This window comes from Acinetobacter colistiniresistens (assembly GCF_000413935.1).
Lineage (GTDB): Bacteria > Pseudomonadota > Gammaproteobacteria > Pseudomonadales > Moraxellaceae > Acinetobacter > Acinetobacter colistiniresistens.
The window spans coordinates 4091-24204 of sequence record NZ_KE340376.1 but is presented as its reverse complement, the minus strand read 5'-3'; the positions used below and the strand labels follow the sequence as shown (position 1 = coordinate 24204).

Below are 20114 nucleotides of genomic sequence, written 5' to 3'. Positions count from 1 at the left end.
ACAAAGATGAGTAGAGGCACTCGTACATTCGAAATCTACCGCTATGATCCTGATAAGGATAAAGCGCCGTACATGCAAACGTTCAAACTTGAGTTAACCGATAAGCATCGTATGTTGCTTGATGCGTTACTTGCGTTGAAAATACAAGATGAATCATTAACATTTCGTCGCTCTTGCCGTGAAGGTATTTGTGGTTCGGATGGTGTGAACATTAATGGTAAAAATGGTTTGGCGTGCTTGTGGAACTTGAACGACTTACCAGAGAAGATTGTGATCCGTCCTTTACCTGGTTTACCAGTCGTAAAAGACTTGGTTGTAGACATGAACCAGTTCTATGATCAATATGACAAGATTCAACCATTCTTGATTAACAATCAGCCAGCGCCAGCGAAAGAGCGTTTACAGTCTCAAGCAGAGCGTGAACACTTAGATGGTCTGTATGAATGTATTCTTTGTGCATGTTGTTCAACATCATGCCCATCATTCTGGTGGAACCCTGATAAGTTCCTTGGACCATCTGCATTGTTAAATGCATACCGCTTTATCATCGATTCTCGTGATACGGCAACACAAGAACGTTTGGCTCGTTTAGATGACCCGTTCTCTTTGTTCCGTTGTAAAGGGATCATGAACTGTGTATCTGTATGTCCTAAAGGCTTAAACCCGACAAAGGCAATTGGTCACATTCGTAATATGTTGTTAGATCAAGCAGGTTAATCTGTTTTCTAATGTGAAAAAGGAGCTCCGAAAGGGGCTTCTTTTTTTATTGGGATTTGATTAAAGGATGAGCTTGGTTAAAAAGTGTTTACTTAAATATTTTAGACTTGAATTTTAGTAATTCGGCCTTAAATATTTATAGATTTTGCTGTTAAGACAAATCATAAGGACCGATATATTAAAAATATTGGTTTATTTTTCATCAAATTGAATAGTGTTTGTGCAAGATTTGTAGAGAATGTTTATTTTTGACCGATTGGAGTGCAACTTTTATCAAAAGGGCGGTATATTAGAATATAATTTGATATGTGTATTTCGCTGCTTTATGGATGGTATGTGTCAAAAAAATCAATCCAAGCTTGAGAACATGTTAGGATTTCTGCCACAACTGGAATCAAAAAATAAGCAGATTCTTGGGTTTATCAAAAGATAACGCCTCAACGATTTGTACAGGTTTTACAGAAAAAGTCAATTTAGAAAAGTTAAAAACGTATTTAATTTTTCTAAAATGATTTGCAAAAAATTGCTCGATTTCATCGAGTATGAAGAATGAGTTATGTGTCTTGAATTGAAGATGCCTAACTCATTTGTTACATCAAAGGGAATACTCCTGATGTGTAGTGATAATGTCTCAAGGTTGGATGATCTTGGGTAGTAGTGTCGTGTTACCAATTTGACACTATGAATCATGGGTGTGCTTAAAAGGCAGCCTGTATTATTTTTTGCAATAGGAAATGGGTCCAAAAATGCAAGAAGTTGCTGACGCATCGCGTCTTGACACTGAACTTTCCGCTGATAGTGCAGCGTATATTGAAGAGCTATACGAACAGTACCTAACTTCTCCAACCTCAGTGTCAGAGGATTGGCGTGAATATTTCGATAAATACCCTAAAGGTGATCAACCACACGGCAGTGTGCGCGAGCAATTCCTCCTTCTGGGTCGTAATGCAAGCCGAGTTCAACCTGTTGTTCAAAGCACTGTAAGTACAGAACATGAGCGTCGTCAAATTGGTGTATTACAATTAATCGCTGCTTACCGTAACCGTGGTCACCAAAAAGCTAAACTCGATCCATTAGGTCTGGCGAAACGTGAAGACGTTCCTGACCTCGATTTATCTGCTCACGGTTTAACAAAATCTGATCTTGATACTGTATTTAATACAGGCAACCTCGCAATTGGCAAAGCAGAAGCAACATTGTCTGAAATGGTTGATGCCATGGAAGCAACCTACTGCGGTTCAATTGGTGCAGAATACATGCATATCGTTGACACCAAAGAAAAGCGCTGGATTCAACAGCGTCTAGAAGGTGTTCGCGGTAAATTCAATTATACCAACGACCAGAAAAAAGGCTTCTTAGAGCGTTTAACTGCTGCAGAAGGCTTGGAAAAGTATCTTGGTAATAAATTCGTTGGCGCGAAACGTTTTGGTGTAGAAGGCGGTGAGTCTTTTATTCCAATGATGAATGAAATCATTCAGCGTGCTGGTAGCGTCGGTTGTAAAGAAGTTGTGATTGGTATGCCACACCGTGGTCGTCTCAACCTTCTTGTCAACATTATGGGTAAAAACCCTGCGGACCTTTTCGGTGAATTCGAAGGCAAGAGCCTGCATAAAAAAGGTTCTGGCGACGTTAAGTACCACCAAGGTTTCTCTTCAAACGTGATGACTCCAGGTGGCGAAGTTCACTTAGCATTGGCGTTTAACCCATCCCATCTCGAAATCGTTGGCCCTGTGGTCGAAGGTTCAGTACGTGCACGTCAAGTTCGTCGTCGTGACATTGGCGGTGATGATGTACTTCCTGTCATCGTGCATGGTGATGCTGCATTTGCAGGTCAAGGTGTAAACCAAGAAACCTTCCAGATGTCACAAACACGTGGTTACACAGTGGGCGGTACCGTTCATATCGTGATCAACAACCAAGTGGGCTTCACGACTTCTGATCCACGTGATACACGTTCTACAGAATACTGTACTGACGTTGCAAAAATGATTCAGTCACCGATTTTCCATGTCAATGGTGATGATCCTGAAGCTGTTATTTTCGCGACTCAAATTGCACATGACTTCCGTCATGAGTTCCGTAAAGATGTCATCCTAGACTTGTTCTGCTACCGTCGTCGTGGTCATAACGAAGCGGATGAACCATCTGCAACTCAACCATTGATGTATCAAGTGATCAACAAGAAAGCGACTACGCGTACCTTGTATGCTGATCAACTGGTTCAAGAAAAAGTACTTGATCGTTCAAGTGCAGATGCGATGGTTGAAGGCTACCGTTCTGATCTAGAAGCAGGTAACCACGTTGCCAATGCCTTGGTACGTGAACCAAACAAAAAGATGTTTGTCGATTGGACGCCATATTTGGGCCATGAGTACACCGATCTTTGGGATACCACATTCAGCGCTGATCGCTTGAAAGAACTTGGTTTAAAAATGAATACATTGCCAGAAGGTTTTGTATTACAGCGCCAAGTTCAAAAAGTCATTGATGATCGCGTAAAAATGCAAACAGGTGAAATGCCACTCAACTGGGGTGCTGCAGAAACCTTAGCGTATGCAACTTTACTTGATGATGGTTTCTTGGTTCGTATTACGGGCGAAGACGTAGGGCGTGGTACGTTCTCACACCGTCATGCTAAATTACACAACCAAGTTGATGGTTCTGTTTACATTCCGCTTTGCCACATTAAAGAGAATCAACCGCGTACAGCGATTTATGACTCTTTATTGTCTGAAGAAGCTGTGCTTGCATTTGAATATGGCTACTCAACCACATTACCGAAAAGCTTGATTGTTTGGGAAGCACAATTTGGTGACTTCGCAAACTGTGCGCAAGTGGTGATTGACCAGTTTATCGCTTCGGGTGAAACCAAGTGGGAGCGTGTGTGTGGTCTAACCATGTTGTTGCCACACGGCTATGAAGGTCAAGGTCCAGAGCATTCATCTGCACGTTTAGAGCGTTTCTTACAGCTCTGTGCTGAAGACAATATGCAAGTGATGACACCAACGACGCCTGCACAGATTTTCCATGCATTACGTCGTCAGGCAGTTCGTCCGATCCGTAAACCGATGATCGTAATGTCACCTAAATCATTACTCCGTCATAAACTTGCGACTTCAACTTTAGATGAATTAGCAAACGGTTCATTCCAAACAGTGATCGATGAAATTGATCAAATCAACAAAGCTGACGTAACTCGCTTAGTGCTTTGTGGTGGTAAGGTCTATTACGATTTACTCGAAAAACGTCGTGAACTTGGTTTAAACCATGTAGCTATCGTGCGTATCGAACAATTGTATCCATACCCAGAACAACGCTTGGCTGAAGTTATGGCTGAGTATCCAAACATTCAAGAACTTGTTTGGGCACAAGAAGAGCCGAAGAACCAAGGCGCTTGGTTATTCATCGTTCCTCGTTTGTATGAAGACGTTCTTAAATCTGGTAAACAAATCCGTATTAGCTATGCTGGTCGTGACGCTTCTGCCGCACCTGCTTGTGGCTCGCCATACTTGCATGCAAAACAACAAGCTCAGCTTATCAATGACGCACTTGCGATTGAAGTTGATCAATCAGGAGATTCTAAATAATGGCAACCGAAATTAAAGCACCGGTATTTCCAGAGTCAGTTGCTGACGGTACGATCGCAACTTGGCACAAGAAAGTAGGTGAACCTGTATCACGTGATGAAGTGATCTGTGACATTGAAACCGATAAAGTTGTTTTAGAAGTGGTTGCTCCAGCTGATGGTAGCTTAGTTGCAATCATCAAAGGTGAAGGCGATACCGTTCTTTCTGACGAAGTAATTGCTCAATTCGAAGCTGGTGCTGTTGCTGCGTCTGCTCCTGAAGCTGCTGCACCAGCAGAAGCGGCGCCTGCTGCATCTGCTCCTGCGGCTGCTGCATCAACTCAAGCCGTTGACCAAAACCAAGCGCCTGCAGTGCGTAAAGCATTATCTGAAACAGGTATTAATGCTGCTGACGTTCAAGGTACAGGCCGTGGCGGTCGCATCACGAAAGAAGATGTTGCGAATCATAAGCCAGGTACATCAGTTCAACCATTAAGCGTTGCTGTAGGTGAGCGTATCGAGAAACGTGTTCCAATGACACGTTTACGTAAGCGTGTTGCTGAGCGTTTATTGGCGGCTACACAACAAACTGCAATGTTAACAACGTTCAACGAAGTTAACATGAAGCCAATCATGGAAATGCGTAAGCAATATAAAGATGCTTTCGAAAAACGTCATGGTGCGCGTTTAGGCTTTATGTCTTTCTTCGTTAAAGCAGCGACTGAAGCATTGAAACGCTACCCAGCAGTGAACGGTTCTATTGATGGTGATGATATTGTTTATCACGGTTTCTATGACATCGGTGTTGCTGTATCGAGTGAGCGTGGCTTAGTTGTACCAGTCCTTCGTGATACTGACCGTATGAACTATGCAGAAGTGGAAAACGGTATCCGTGATTACGCTTTCAAAGCACGTGACGGTAAATTAGGTATCGAAGACATGACTGGCGGTACGTTCACGATTACCAATGGTGGTACTTTCGGTTCATTATTATCTACGCCGATTTTGAATACGCCGCAAACAGCGATCTTGGGTATGCATAAAATCCAAGAACGTCCTATGGCGGTAAATGGTCAAGTTGAAATCTTGCCAATGATGTACTTAGCGCTTTCTTATGACCACCGTTTAATCGATGGTAAAGAAGCGGTAGGTTTCTTGGTAACAATCAAAGAATTGTTAGAAGAGCCAGCTAAACTCATTCTTGATCTTTAATACTACAAATATTGCCTCCCATATAAAGTGATCCTTTATATGGGATTTTGGAGATAAAAATGTCTCAACAGTTTGATCTTGTTGTCATTGGCGGTGGACCTGGTGGTTATGAAGCGGCGATTCGTGCAGCTCAGCTTGGTTTCAAAGTCGCTTGTATCGAAAAACGTATTCACAACGGCAAGCCATCTTTAGGTGGTACCTGTTTAAACGTGGGTTGTATCCCTTCTAAAGCATTGCTTGACTCTTCTCACCGTTATGAAGCTACTGTTCACGAACTTGCTGAACACGGCATCACGACTGGCGAAGTTAAATTTGATTTAGACACTTTGTTGGCACGTAAAGACAAAGTTGTAGATCAATTGACGGGTGGTGTAGCTCAATTACTAAAAGGTAATGGTATCGAGTGGTTACAAGGTACTGGTAAATTACTTGCAGGTAAAAAAGTAGAATTCACACCATTTGAAGGTGATGTACAGGTTTTAGAACCGAAGTACGTAATCCTTGCGACGGGTTCTGTACCTGTCAATATTCCAGTCGCTCCTGTTGATGAAGACTTAATTGTTGACTCTACTGGTGCATTGAAATTCCCAGAAGTTCCTAAGCGTCTTGGTGTGATCGGTGCGGGTGTTATTGGTCTAGAGCTTGGTTCGGTATGGCGTCGTCTTGGTTCAGAAGTTGTTGTGTTTGAAGCATTAGATGCATTCTTGCCAATGGCCGACAAAGGGTTGGCGAAGGAATATCAAAAAATCTTGAAAAAACAAGGTTTAGATATCCGTATCGGTGCAAAAGTTTCTGGTGCTGAAACCAATGGTCGCGAAGTAACGGTTAAATATAACCAAGCTGGCGAAGACAAAGAACAAGTTTTTGACAAGTTAATCGTTTGTGTAGGCCGTAAAGCATATGCAGAAGGTTTATTGGCAGAAGATTCAGGCATTAAACTCACTGAACGTGGTTTGGTTGATGTTAATGATCAATGTCAAACATCTGTTGAAGGTGTTTACGCGATTGGTGACTTGGTACGCGGTCCAATGCTTGCTCATAAAGCAATGGAAGAGGGTGTAATGGCAGTTGAACGTATCCACGGTCATGCTGCTCAAGTGAACTATGACACCATCATCAGCGTTATCTATACACATCCAGAAGCTGCTTGGGTTGGTTTAACTGAAGAACAAGCCGCTGAAAAAGGTCACGAAGTTAAAGCTGGTCAATTCCCGTTTGCGGTGAATGGTCGTGCGTTGGCTGCTGGTGATACTGCTGGTTTTGTTAAATTCGTTGCTGATGCGAAAACAGATCGTCTTTTAGGTATGCACGTTGTGGGTCCTAATGCATCTGATATCGTACACCAAGGTATGATCGCGCTTGAGTTTGTTTCTTCAGTTGAAGACTTACAGTTGATGACTTTTGGTCACCCAACATTCTCTGAAGTTGTACATGAAGCAGCGCTTTCTGTTGACGGTCGTGCAATCCACGCGATTCAACGCAAGCGTAAATAAAACATAAAGTGTGGTTCGCCACACTTTTTTGAATGATGATGATTGTCTGGTTCAGGCAATCATTTATTCAATATGTAGCAGTCTGATTTTAAGAAGATCTGGGCTGTATCACACAAACAACATAGTAGGTAACTAAATGAACTTACATGAGTATCAAGCTAAAGCATTATTGAAAGAATATGGCATGCCAGTACAAGAAGGTATCTTGGCAACAAATGCAGACGAAGCAGTTGCTGCATTTGAACAGCTTGGTGGTAAATTCGCAGTAATGAAAGCGCAAGTTCATGCTGGTGGCCGTGGTAAGGCTGGCGGCGTTAAAGTTGCAAAATCTAAAGAAGATGTCATCGAATTTGCTAACAACATCATTGGTACTCGTCTTGTAACGTATCAAACAGATGCAAATGGTCAGCCAGTAAACAGCATCATCGTTGCTGAAGATGTTTACCCAGTTGAGCGTGAGCTTTACTTAGGCGCGGTTGTAGACCGTTCTAGCCGTCGTATTACTTTCATGGCTTCTACCGAAGGTGGTGTAGAAATCGAGAAAGTTGCGGAAGAAACGCCTGAAAAAATTATCAAAGTTGAAGTTGATCCTTTAGTTGGCTTACAACCATTCCAAGCACGTGAAGTTGCGTTTGCTTTAGGTTTGAAAGACAAGCAAGTAGGTCAATTTGTAAAAATTATGGCTGCTGCTTACCAAGCATTTGTTGAAAATGACTTTGCATTATTTGAAATTAACCCACTTTCAGTTCGTGAAAATGGCGATATTTTATGTGTAGATGCGAAAGTAGGTATCGACTCTAACGCGCTTTACCGTTTACCTAAAGTTGCTGCTTTACGTGACAAATCTCAAGAGAATGAGCGTGAATTGAAAGCATCTGAATTTGACCTTAACTATGTTGCTTTAGAAGGTAACATTGGTTGTATGGTGAATGGTGCTGGTCTTGCAATGGCAACTATGGACATCATCAAACTTTATGGTGGTCAGCCTGCAAACTTCCTTGACGTTGGTGGCGGTGCTACGAAAGAGCGCGTAATCGAAGCGTTCAAAATCATCCTTGCTGATACGTCTGTACAAGGTGTTTTAATCAACATCTTCGGTGGTATCGTACGTTGTGACATGATTGCTGAAGCAATTATTGCAGCGGTTCAAGAAGTAAACGTAACTGTACCAGTTGTTGTTCGTTTAGAAGGTAACAACGCTGAGTTAGGTGCTAAATTACTTGATGAATCAGGTTTGAAATTAATTTCTGCGAACGGTTTATCTGATGCCGCAGAAAAAGTTGTAGCTGCAGTTAAAGCGTAAGGAGTATCAATCATGAGCGTATTAATTAATAAAGACACTAAAGTATTGGTACAAGGTTTTACTGGTAAAAACGGTACTTTCCACTCTGCACAAGCTTTAGACTACGGTACAAAAGTTGTTGGTGGTGTTACTCCAGGTAAAGGTGGTACAACTCACCTTGACCTACCAGTATTCAACACAATGAAAGAAGCAGTACGTGAAACAAATGCAGACGCATCTGTTATCTATGTACCAGCTCCATTCGTTTTAGACTCAATCGTTGAAGCGGTTGATTCAGGTGTTGGCCTGATCGTTGTGATCACTGAAGGTGTTCCAACAATCGACATGCTTAAAGCTAAACGCTACTTAGAAACTAACGGTAACGGTACTCGTTTAGTTGGTCCTAACTGCCCAGGCGTGATCACTCCAGGTGAATGTAAGATTGGTATTATGCCTGGTCACATCCACCAACCAGGTCGTATTGGTATCATCTCACGTTCAGGTACATTGACTTATGAAGCTGTTGCTCAAACAACTAAGCTTGGTTTAGGTCAGTCTACTTGTATCGGTATTGGTGGTGACCCAATCCCAGGTATGAACCAGATTGAAGCACTTCAATTGTTCCAAGACGATCCAGATACTGATGCAATCATCATGATCGGTGAGATCGGTGGTACAGCGGAAGAAGAAGCTGCTGAATTCATCAAATCAAACGTGACTAAGCCTGTAGTCGGTTACATCGCTGGTGTAACTGCGCCTAAAGGCAAGCGTATGGGTCACGCTGGTGCGATCATTTCTGGCGGTCAAGGTACTGCTGAAGAGAAATTTGCTGCATTTGAACGTGCGGGAATGGCTTACACACGTAGCCCAGCTGAGCTTGGTTCTACTATGTTGCAAGTTTTAAAAGAGAAAGGTTTAGCGTAATACGTTAGATTTTAATCTTTAAAAAACCCCAATGGAAACATTGGGGTTTTTTTATTGAGTTGTAGGGTTATTCAATTTTGTTTTACAGCACTTTCTTTTAACCCAAGACAGCTGTTAATTCTTGGGTATATTGAGAAATACCATCCAGATTAAAAAATTCGACTTTCAACGCTTTACTTTGAGGATCAATATTCACTTCACCGAAGAACTGGTAACCATCCAAAGGCGAGAGATTCGCTTTACCCGCAGGTGGGGTTTTTTCAAAGATCACTTGCCCACCAAACGTTGCATCCATTTCATTAGGGCCAAAAGTACCCGCATTGAGTGGTCCTGCTACAAATTCCCAGAAGGGCGAAAAATCAGTAAATTGAGCTTGAGTATTATCATAATAATGTGCGGCGCAATAATGAACATCTGCAGTCAGCCAGACTATATTTTTTACTGCTTTAATACGACGGAGTAAGCCTGCAATTTCCAGTTCACGACCGAGAGGAGTTCCATTGTTGCCATTGGCAATTGCCTCCCAGGTTTTAGCAATACCGTCAGCGACGCCAAAATTATCTTGCACATTTAAGCCGATGGGCATATCCGCTGCAATCACTTTCCATACGGCTTTTGAATTTGATAATTCATTTACCAGCCAGTTGACTTGTGTTTCACCTAGAAATGCGGAGTCTGCATTTAAAGTCGTCTGCAAATTGGTACTATTACCTCCACGATACGAGCGCATATCCAGTACAAACACATCGAGTAATGGGCCATAACTGATTTTACGGTAAATGCGTTGATCGCTGAGAGCCTCGCTTGTCCAAGACATAGGAGAGTATTCTAAAAACGCCTGTTTACCGCGAAAACTCAGCGTATTAATGTCTTTTTCGGTATAAGCATTATTTTTGCTGAGGTCTTTCGTTGAAGACCAGTTATTGGTAATTTCATGGTCATCCCATTGCCAAATTTGGGGGACTTCGGCAGCGAATCTGCGTAAGTTTTCATCCATAAAATTATAACGATAGCGACCACGGAATTCTTTCAGGCTTTCGGCGACTTTACTAACTTCTTCTGTGACAATATTTTTCCAGATGCGTTGCTCATCTGGTTTTAATGATTGTCCTGCTTGTAAAGTCACGGTATTTTGGATCGGTCCATCTGCGTAAATGGTGTCGCCACTATGAATAAAAAAGTCTGGCTGACGTAGGCGCATCGTTTCCCAGATTCTCATACCTCCAATATCGGGATTAATGCCCCAACCTTGTCCCGCAACATCGCCACCCCACACAAAACGAATGGGGGAGGTGCCTGTTGTCATTGTACGGAAACTACCGGTATAGGTTTCACTGATGGCATTGTTTTGAGTCGCATCTTCAAAGCTAACCCGCAAAAAAATATGTTGATCATTGGGTAAGCCCGTCAGGTTCACTCGCCCTGTATAGTCACTGGCTGCGGTTACTACTGGACCCGATATAACTTTGGGTTGTTTAAAACGGTCAGTAAAGTCATATTCTACACGTAGTTTCGCAGCTCGATCCGCTTGTGCCCAAATGGTTGCATTGCCATTGCGGACATCACCAATTTGAATCCCAGAAGGCAGCTTAGGTCTGGCATGTTCTGGAAGAATAATTGCTGGAGTTTTGCTGTCACTTAGGCCGCAGGCAGCCAGTGTTGAGAAGGATGCAACGCCGACCGCTAATTTCCCACTATTAATCAAGAAACGACGACGGCTTTGGATAAACTGCGACATATTGACATCTCATTTATTTGCTGAGGTGGAGATTTTGCAGTATGAGAAGCCGAAGTGAATGAATGATGACAGCATCATTTGAATTTTTGGATAAAACCGTAAGTGCCGATTGGCTTTATAAAAATGAAAAATCGGCTGCAAGGCAACCGATTTTTGAAATGATTTACAGCGCTTTAGCCCTAAGCTTTTGAATCTACGCTTTAGATTTCATTTTTAGGTTTAAGTCCTTGGGTCAAACCATTGATATCGCCACCCTGTAAGCCTAATTCATTCATTAAGCTATCAATCAATGGCGCTTGTGAGCGGTAGCGTAGGGCACTATTCACAACCTGATCGGATAATGAAGCCGTTGTGCCATGTTCTGCATTTTCAGCTGAAACGGCAGAACCACCTGCAAAGCCATTTAAACCATTGACTTGTAAAATCTTGATGTCATCAATATTTTCCATTGGTTTTACGCTTTCACGAATGATCTCTGGTAAATGCTTTAACAAGGCCAAACGGACTTGCATTTCAACCTGCTCGGCAGAAAGTACATTCGATGCTTCATTGACTGCACGGGTACCCTCAGCATCGACTTGATATTGTTTTTCTAAAGCTTGAGCAAATAAGATTTTTGCATCTGCTTCACCTTTGGCTTTTAAACGAATCTTTTCAGCTTCCGCTTCTGCTGCAATACGTACAGCTTCAGCTTCATCGGCAGCAGCTTTTTTACCTGCATCAGCAGCAACCGTAATTGCAATCGCTTCTTTTTCAGCCGTTTGTTTTGCAGCAACCAGTTCAACTGCTTTTTGACGCTCAGCGCGTTGTGTTTCGCGGACAGTTACCACTTCTTCTTCTGCCTTCACGGCTTCAGCACGGGCTTTGTCTGCATGTGCTTTTGCCTCAGATTCAGCACGAGATTTTTCAGCAATCGCAATGGCACGATCTTGTTCTGCCAGTTCGATGGTTTTCTTCTGCTCAACTTGAGCTTTCTGAATCAACTGCGCTTTTTGAATATTTTCGTTTTCCACATCACGTGCAGAGGCAATACGTTTAATTTCGACTTCACGTTCTGCCGCAATACGTGCTTCTTCTGCTTCACGTTTTTTGCCTGCTTCTTGTGAAGCAATTTCAGCGAGTTGTTCCGCTTTACGAATCGAGATTTCACGCTCTTGTTCTAGTTTGGCATATTCCTCTTCGCGAGAAATCCCTAAACGGGCACGTTCTGCTTCCAAGTTCTTGGCGCGGATTGCCAAATCTGCATCCTGTTCAATGTCATTGCGCTTTTTACGACGATCTTCAATGGTTTCGGTCAGCTTGGTTAAACCCTCGGCATCGAAGGCATTTTGTGGATTAAAGAATTTAAAGCTGGTTTGGTCTAAACCCGTTAAACAAACCGTTTCTAATTCTAAACCGTTCTTCGATAAATCCTCTGACACGACTTGTTGCACTTTCTGAACAAAGTCGACGCGTTTTTCATGTAGCTCTTCCATCGCCATTTCAGCAGCAACGGCACGAAGAGAGTCGACAAATTTACCTTCAACCAAATCTTTTAATTCGGGTGGAGACATGGTTTTACGTCCCAAAGTTTGGGCTGCGGTTGCAATTGATTCGGCAATCGGTTTGACGCGAACATAGAACTCGGCCATGACGTCAACACGCATGCGATCACGGGTAATCAAAGCTTGATCTGCAGCACGTTTCACTTCCAAACGTAAAGTATTCATATTGACTGGAATAATTTCATGCAACACGGGGAGAACAATTGCGCCGCCATTTAAAATGACCTTTTCACCGCCAAAACCTGTACGAACAAAAGAAACTTCCTTGCTCGAACGGGTATATAAACGTGCGATGATGAAGCCAATAAAAATAAGTGCTGCAAAAATAACACCAGTAATAATTAAAATTTCAGTCAATGCTGAACTCAACATGTAAACACCCTCATGTAGTAATTGATATAAAACTAAGCTGCAATCGCTTGGAATCCAATTTTGGTTCTTTGCGTTAAAATAACGTCTTGGCCTTGATGAAAAACCAGATCAAATTCAGGCTCAACCAAGACGTAATGGGTCTGGCCAAATTGATCTTTCACTTTGGCTTGTGCAGGGGAGTTTGGTTTTGCCTCCCCGAGAATGATATGTGCTGTTCTACCAATTAAATCATCGCTTCGAATTGCAGTGGTTTCATCTTTTGGAATAATTTTGGCAATCAGCGCAGCGCTATAACGTACCAGTGGCATACAGAGGAATAGGCACGCTGGTGCAATGATCCAGGCAGATAGATATTGTTCAGTGAACTGGAAAAAAAGATCCTGAATAATTAAGCCCGTTAGTGCATAAAGGGTTAAGAAGATAATTAACCAGACCAGTAAGGGAACTTTGCCTAGATAGAGCCATTCCAGAAGTTGGGTCAGTACATTTTCAGGCTGTTCTAAGGACACATTTGCATGATCAACATCGGTCAGACTGTCAGGTAAGAACTGTTCTAGAAAGCTGGAACTCCCGCCAAATAACAGCAGTATAAATTCAAGAATACCGATAAATAGGCACAGCATTAAAGCAATGCTAAAAACAAGATTAGAAGGATGTGTTAAAAGATCCAAGATCATCACGATTACTCTTATTTCTTTTAGAGCTAGTTAATAAATTTTTTATAAAAATAAAACAGTTATAAGAGTAAAGAGATTTTGTTTAAATTTCAATCTAAATCATTCATTTTCTTATAGATGAAAAAAAACGCAATGATTGGGGTTGTCATTGCGTTGAACAACGAATCTGTTTAAAACAGTTTCGGTTGAAAGGAGAAATGTCATGAGATTAGTGTTAGCTAACCTACAAGGTCATACTATTAAAAAACCTGACTAAGTTCATAGGTATTCATGTTAACTACTGTTAATTGATGTTAATAAGTGACGAAAATTGTTAGTTTTGCATTTTTTTATAGAGTTCCAAAATTAAACTTAAATCAAAGTGTTAAAATAAAAAAAAGCCCAACTATGGGCTTTTTATGAGAAAAGTAACGTAAATTAAAATTTAAATAAACCTAATCCAGCTTTTACTTCATCCAGTGTTTGTTGCGTAATATCACGGCATTTGTCGGTACCATGTTTTAAAATATCCATGATGTAATCTGGATCTTTTTCTAGTTCCGCACGACGTTCACGAATCGGCGTGATCAATTCTTTAAGTACGCCTTCTAAACGTTTTTTCACAGTACCATCACCTAGACCACCACGACGATAATGTACTTTTAACTCTTCCACTTCTTCTTTGTTTGGATCGAAGGCATCGAGATAAGTAAATACAATATTGCCTTCAACCTGACCTGGATCTTCAATACGTAAATGGTTTGGATCGGTATACATCGCATTGACTGCTTTTTTGATGTCTTTATCCGAAGCATTCAGCACAATGGTATTACCCAATGATTTCGACATTTTGGCTTTACCATCAAAACCTGGTAAGCGTGCCATATTTGATAACAGGGCTTTACATTCTGGGAGGAGATCATGGCCAATTTGACGATTCACACGACGTACGACTTCGTTGGTTTGCTCGATCATTGGGATTTGATCTTCCCCAACAGGTACGACAGTGGCTTTAAATGCAGTAATGTCTGCGGCTTGTGCAATTGGGTAGCATAAGAAGCCTGCAGGGATATCACGTTCAAAACCACGCATTTGAATTTCAGATTTAATGGTTGGGTTACGTTCTAAGCGAGCCACCGTCACATAGTTGAGGTAAAGCATGGTCAATTCATTCAGTGCAGGTAAGCATGATTGCACACAAATGGTGGTTTTAGTTGGGTCAATCCCAACAGCAAGATAGTCGAGCGCTACTTGAAGAATATTGTTGCGTACTTTATCTGGATTATCAGCATTGTCTGTCATTGCTTGTGCATCAGCCAATAACAGATGTTGGTGATGACTGTCTTGTAGACCTACACGAGAACGTAATGAACCGACAAAGTGTCCCAGATGAAGTTGTCCGGTTGGACGGTCGCCTGTCAAAATGATAGGACGTTGATCAATATTACTCATGCTATGTTCCAAGATTCAGTTATTTCATAGATATAAGATTGATATTATTGTACGAGAAATAAATTTTTTTCGTCAGCGATTATTTTAACTTTTTCTAAAAATCGTATTGTGCTTTCACCATGTAATTCTACAATAGCCGTATAAATACAAAGCTAAGGAATAAAAATGGCGAGTGGTTTATTACTACTATTAGATGATATTGCAACAATTTTAGATGATGTTGCACTGATGAGTAAAATGGCAGCAAAGAAGACAGCTGGGGTACTGGGCGATGATCTGGCGCTTAATGCTCAACAGGTGAGTGGTGTACGTGCTGATCGGGAATTGCCTGTGGTCTGGAGTGTTGCCAAAGGTTCATTTGTAAATAAGCTGATCCTAGTCCCATTGGCCTTATTAATTAGCGTGGTTGCTCCTTGGTTGATTAATCCATTGTTAATGATTGGTGGCCTGTTTCTATGTTATGAAGGTGCAGAGAAAGTCATTCATATGTTGCTACATAAAAAGGCAAATACCAGTGAAGCGGCGAGCGAAAATTTACAGGAAATCGAGGTGGATCTCGCCAAATTTGAAAAAGAAAAAGTAAAGGGCGCAATTCGCACAGACTTTATTCTTTCGGCTGAAATTGTGGTGATTTCGTTAGGTACGGTTGCAACAGCTGCATTTATGACTAAAGTGACAGTGTTAAGTATTATTGCAATTATAATGACGATCGGGGTGTATGGTCTGGTTGCAATGATTGTGAAAATTGACGATTTAGGTTTATATTTAACCCAACAAGCTTCTGAATTCAAAAATAAAATAGGTCAAGGTTTACTGGCATTTGCTCCAATTTTAATGAAAATATTGTCTATTGTCGGAACGGTTGCAATGTTTTTAGTGGGTGGAGGCATTATTAGTCATACCATCCCTTTATTGCATCACTTTACTGAAGAAACGGTTGATCATTTAGAGTTAATCCCGAATATTGGTTCAATTATTGGTGCAGTAACACCAATGTTGATTAATTTAGGTGTTGGCTTAGTTGCAGGCATTGTGGTTTTGATGATTATTAATCTGATTCAGAAAGTTTGGCCGAAGGCATCCGCTTAAACCTAGATCGTCATCATCAGCATTATATGATATGAGGTAGCTATGCGTTGGAAAGATCGTCGAGTCAGTACCAATGTTGAAGACCGTCGCGGCGGTGGCGGTGCAAAAGCAGGTGGGATTAGTATTATTGGTCTGGTGGTGGCTTTTGTAGCCTGGAAGTTTTTTGGGGTCGATCCTCAACAAGCCTATCAAGCAACACAGGCGGTCACCAATGCACAATCTTCTCAACTGGGCAGTGCACCACAAAACTTGACTGCTGAGCAGAAAGAGGCCAGTGATTTTGTTGGAACGGTGTTGGCAGATACAGAAGATACTTGGACGCCTATTTTTAAACAAATGGGGATGACCTACAAACCACCTCGGCTGGTGCTGTTTAGTGGTGTGGTTCGATCAGGTTGTGGTACAGCACAGGCTGCTATGGGGCCTTTCTACTGTCCTGCGGACCAAAAAGTTTATATCGATACTTCTTTCTTTAAAGATATGCGTCAGCAAATGGGGATTTCTGGTGAGAAGAATCAAACTGAGCTTTCTCGTCAAGATCAGGCTGGGGATTTCGCGCAGGCTTATGTGATTGCCCATGAAGTGGGACATCATATCCAGAACTTATTAGGTATTTCTGGGCAAGTGCAGCAGGCACGTGCGCAGGTGAGCCAGACTCAAGGTAATCAACTTTCTGTTCGGCTAGAGCTACAAGCGGATTGCTTTGCCGGAATTTGGGCACATCAAAACCAAAAACGAACTCAGTTTTTAGAGCAGGGGGATATTGAGGAAGCGATGGACGCTGCAGAGAAGATCGGCGATGATTATTTACAACGTCGTGCAACAGGTCAGGTCGTTCCTGATAGTTTTACCCATGGAACCAGTGAACAACGAATGCAGTGGTTCCAAACGGGTTTCAAATCAGGAGATATCAATCAATGTAATACCTTTAAGTAGGGTTGGTGGATATTTGTCCTTGATTTTTATACGGAAGATATACGAATCACAAGAAGAATTAACGTAAAATAATGAGGTCTATGCTGAGTTGAGGATGATTGGTTTATTACTGTATCTAAATCATTTATGAATAAAAATTAAAATATGAGATAGTTAAATTGCAGCATAGGCCTTCATTTCTTATTCAATTGCAAAACAATTCGCTTTTAGATTTTATAATTGATTGGGATTATAAAGTTTAAATAAAGTCTTTGTGTTAAAAATGAAATAAATAAAGAGGTTGTATGGGTAATTATTTTCTTTTACAAGCATTAACTGTGATTTTTGCTTTATCCATTGCCACTACAATTTTTAATAAAAGGATACTAGGTTTTCCTCAAGCAATTGGTGTTCCAATTGTTTCTGCTATTTTTGTCTTTATTTTACAGTGGGGGGCAAGCCTTCTCAATGGAAATCAATTCATTACCATTAATATTCAGAATATTGAAGCAGCTGTAAGAAATATTGATTTTTATGATTTTCTTATTAATGGTGTTATTTGTTTTATTTTAACTTCTTCTGCTTTGAAGTTTAAAATTTCAGATTTAAGAAATCATTGGAAGCCAATTAGTATCTTAGCTACGATTGCATTGGTACTATGTGCCGGATTTTATGCAGGATTGTTATATTTATTCCAATGGCTGGTTGGTTATCCCGTACCTATTGGTGTGCTGTTATTGTTAGGTGCAGCATTGGGGGCAACGGATCCAATCGGTGTTAAAGGGGTATTAAGTTCTATTCGGGCACCACATCATCTTATTGTAAAACTGGAAGGAGAGTCATTATTTAATGATGCAATGTGTATTGCCTTATTTATGACCTTATTAAAAGTTTTACAAGGAGAGCATTTCTCATTATTGGCAACAGTTGAAACGCTATTATACGAGATTTTTGTTGCAGTAATTATCGGTTTTGCATTTGGTTTTGCGATCTTACGTTTACTGCGTGGTAAACATGAGATGGAATCTCTGATTTTAACCACCGCCTTACTTGCCAGTGGTTCATATCTCGTGGCTTTATTTGCACATGCCTCTGCACCGATTGCCTGTGTGATTGGTGGACTCATCGTCGGGAATAAATGGCAGGAAATTCGTGAGCAGCGAGAAATCCGTGAGGTCAATCATTTTTGGCATACGGTTGAGGGGATCATTAATTCATTCTTATTCACTTTGATCGGCTTGGAACTGTTTATTCTTGATTTGAGTGCGAATCTGATTATTGGGGGAATCATTGCCTTTATTATTCTGCACTTATCTCGATTTGCTGCAAATTTTGCCGCTTTTGCCTTGTTCCCATCTTTCCGTAAAAAAAGCTATAACGGGAGTTTAGCAATTTTATCTTGGGGTGGAGTCCGTGGCGGGATTTCACTTGCTCTAATTCTTGCTGTCGCGAATATTCCTGAATTAAGCCAATATAGTAGCATCTTGATTGGTTATACCTTTATTAGTGTATTGCTGTCTGGCGTAGTCTGTGGTTTAGGCTTACCTGCTATGATGAATGCGTTCTACTACAACCCGAGTGAAGAGACCCAAGGGTTGAAAGGCTTCTATCAACGTATGTGTAATAAGATGAACCGCCGTGGCTTTAAATATATTGTAGGTGAGGATGCTGTGGGTAGAGAGACCATTACGATCTATAATCCAGAGATTTTACTGGATCAGAAGACTGAAGATGGTGTTGCAACAATGCATCATCCGAATAAGAGAGAAGAGGTGAAGCGATTGGAGAATCCAGATAATTTTTAATCTTATACTTTGTTTGTTGTTAAAAAAGCCTTTTTAAATAAAGGCTTTTTTATTTCATAAAAATAATAAAATTATTATTTAGTTTTTTTAATTGTTTTTAGTGGTTTTAATATTATTTAAATTTTTATAATTTATTTAAATTTTTTATTAAGTTTAATTTAAATACCTTTTTGGAATTTATTTACTACCTGCTTTTCATTTGTTTAAAAATGTAAATTAAAAAAACTTAATAAGAGATTATTTGTTTTTTTGTTCTTTTAAATCATTGGTTTGTTATGTTGGTGGGAAAATATTTAAATGTTATTTTATCTTTTTGTTTTGTGCTCTATTTAACATTTATTTTGTTTGCATTAAAGTGGTGCTGTGAACTCTATCACTTAGAAACAATAATTTAAACTTAAGTTAATAATGTAATTAAGAACTGATTAAATATTAATAATTTATAATGAGGAATATAACCATGTCTCAAATACAAATTATTTCCAAGGAAAGTCACCAAACCCTTGTAAATATAACGGGAAAAACAGCCACATTACCCTCTGAACCTTCAGTTGTATTAATTAAGGTCTCTGCAAATGATATTTCAGTTGTTAAGAGAGATGGTGTAAATGCAGTTGTAGTATTAAAAAATGGAGAAACAATTATTATTAAGGATTTCTTCAATAATGGTGAAGTAGCGGATAATAGTCTGGTGCTCCAAGGTGAAGATAATCAATTAGTATGGGCACATTTTAAAGATGCGGAAAGTGATGCAGATGCCGACGCAGATGCTGACGCAGATTCAGATTCAGATGATGATCATGAAGGGGCTGTTTATTTAGAAGAAACGCCTGCTGTTGTACCAGCGGCGGCGGCGGCGCCTGTTGAAGCAGCTGCGTTACAACCAATTCAGGCTGTGGACCCTTTACTTTATGCAGGAGGTGCTGCGGCAAGTGGTTTTAGTCCATGGTTGTGGGCCTTACCTGTGCTTGCTATTGGTGGTATTGCTGCTGCGGCAAGTGGTGGAAGTGACGGAGGTGGCAGGGACAATAATACGGATACCACGCCGCCTAATATAGATGGTGTAAAATTTAACATCAACGCAGTCACTGCGGACAACGTGTTGAATGCAGCAGAATCTACAGGCAATGTCACTTTGACTGGGACATTAACTGGTGTACCTGCTGATGCAGCGACCACCGTAGTGACCGTTGTTGTTAATGGGGTCAGTTATACCGCTACAGTCAATGCGGCCAATGGCACCTGGAGTGTCAGTGTTCCGGGCAGTGGTTTAGTCGCAGATGCAGATAAAACGATTGATGCCAATGTTAAGTTTACAGATGCAGCAGGCAATAGCAGCACAGTCACGAC

At 40.9% G+C, this 20114-nt stretch carries 15 protein-coding genes; 11 read left to right on the top strand and 4 right to left on the bottom strand.

The window, feature by feature from the left end; genetic code table 11:
• Window positions 1-6 precede the first annotated feature (6 nt).
• From F907_RS17315 to sucD, 6 genes are all read left to right on the top strand, one after another.
• A complete protein-coding gene (locus tag F907_RS17315; RefSeq protein ID WP_016651020.1) occupies window positions 7-717 on the top strand; it encodes a succinate dehydrogenase iron-sulfur subunit in 711 nt (236 codons plus the stop codon).
• Window positions 718-1463: 746 nt separating this feature from the next.
• Window positions 1464-4304 (top strand): 2-oxoglutarate dehydrogenase E1 component, encoded by a 2841-nt coding sequence (locus F907_RS17320; RefSeq protein ID WP_005269648.1) that lies wholly within the window; start codon window positions 1464-1466, stop codon window positions 4302-4304.
• Window positions 4304-5494, top strand: a complete 1191-nt coding sequence (odhB, locus tag F907_RS17325; RefSeq protein ID WP_005269650.1) for a 2-oxoglutarate dehydrogenase complex dihydrolipoyllysine-residue succinyltransferase — start codon at window positions 4304-4306, stop codon at window positions 5492-5494. The genes F907_RS17320 and odhB overlap by 1 nt, the downstream gene beginning before the upstream one ends.
• 59 nt (window positions 5495-5553) lie before the next feature.
• Window positions 5554-6987, top strand: a complete 1434-nt coding sequence (lpdA, locus tag F907_RS17330) for a dihydrolipoyl dehydrogenase (protein WP_005269651.1) — start codon at window positions 5554-5556, stop codon at window positions 6985-6987.
• Between the two features lie 136 nt (window positions 6988-7123).
• On the top strand, window positions 7124-8290 hold the full coding sequence (gene sucC / locus F907_RS17335; protein WP_005243777.1) for an ADP-forming succinate--CoA ligase subunit beta: 1167 nt from the start codon (window positions 7124-7126) through the stop codon (window positions 8288-8290).
• A 12-nt stretch (window positions 8291-8302) separates the two neighbouring features.
• A complete protein-coding gene (gene sucD, locus F907_RS17340; protein WP_003655479.1) occupies window positions 8303-9193 on the top strand; it encodes a succinate--CoA ligase subunit alpha in 891 nt (296 codons plus the stop codon).
• A 97-nt stretch (window positions 9194-9290) separates the two neighbouring features.
• On the opposite strand, the gene F907_RS17345 is transcribed toward sucD, so the two are convergent.
• Window positions 9291-10931, bottom strand: coding sequence for an alkaline phosphatase D family protein (locus F907_RS17345; RefSeq protein WP_016651019.1), 1641 nt, complete (start codon window positions 10929-10931; stop codon window positions 9291-9293).
• 62 nt (window positions 10932-10993) lie between these two features.
• Between F907_RS17345 and F907_RS19345 the strand changes: the two genes are divergently transcribed.
• Window positions 10994-11122: a hypothetical protein gene (locus F907_RS19345; protein WP_258958085.1), complete on the top strand. Its 129-nt coding sequence runs from the start codon at window positions 10994-10996 to the stop codon at window positions 11120-11122.
• A 9-nt stretch (window positions 11123-11131) separates the two neighbouring features.
• Here the strand turns inward: F907_RS19345 and F907_RS17350 are convergent, their stop codons facing one another.
• The 3 genes from F907_RS17350 to trpS all read right to left on the bottom strand — a co-directional run bounded on the left by F907_RS17350 (window position 11132) and on the right by trpS (window position 14955).
• Window positions 11132-12847 carry a flotillin family protein gene (locus F907_RS17350; RefSeq protein WP_016651018.1) on the bottom strand — a complete coding sequence of 572 codons (1716 nt, stop codon included), beginning with the start codon at window positions 12845-12847 and terminating at the stop codon, window positions 11132-11134.
• A gap of 32 nt (window positions 12848-12879) precedes the next feature.
• Window positions 12880-13524: a YqiJ family protein gene (locus F907_RS17355; RefSeq protein ID WP_005269654.1), complete on the bottom strand. Its 645-nt coding sequence runs from the start codon at window positions 13522-13524 to the stop codon at window positions 12880-12882.
• A 417-nt stretch (window positions 13525-13941) separates the two neighbouring features.
• Window positions 13942-14955 carry a tryptophan--tRNA ligase gene (gene trpS / locus F907_RS17360; RefSeq protein WP_016651017.1) on the bottom strand — a complete coding sequence of 338 codons (1014 nt, stop codon included), beginning with the start codon at window positions 14953-14955 and terminating at the stop codon, window positions 13942-13944.
• Window positions 14956-15120: 165 nt separating this feature from the next.
• Here trpS and F907_RS17365 point away from each other — a divergent pair, with 165 nt between their 5' ends.
• The 4 genes from F907_RS17365 to F907_RS19150 form a co-directional block, all read left to right on the top strand.
• Window positions 15121-16044, top strand: coding sequence for a DUF808 domain-containing protein (locus tag F907_RS17365; protein ID WP_016651016.1), 924 nt, complete (start codon window positions 15121-15123; stop codon window positions 16042-16044).
• Between the two features lie 42 nt (window positions 16045-16086).
• The gene (ypfJ, locus tag F907_RS17370; RefSeq protein WP_016651015.1) at window positions 16087-16980 is read left to right on the top strand and encodes a KPN_02809 family neutral zinc metallopeptidase; all 894 of its coding nucleotides are present in this window, start codon (window positions 16087-16089) and stop codon (window positions 16978-16980) included.
• A gap of 284 nt (window positions 16981-17264) precedes the next feature.
• On the top strand, window positions 17265-18764 hold the full coding sequence (locus F907_RS17375) for a cation:proton antiporter (protein WP_016651014.1): 1500 nt from the start codon (window positions 17265-17267) through the stop codon (window positions 18762-18764).
• A 460-nt stretch (window positions 18765-19224) separates the two neighbouring features.
• Window positions 19225-20114, top strand: an 890-nt coding sequence (locus F907_RS19150) for a BapA/Bap/LapF family prefix-like domain-containing protein (protein WP_016651013.1), incomplete at its 3' end; no start/stop codon positions are given.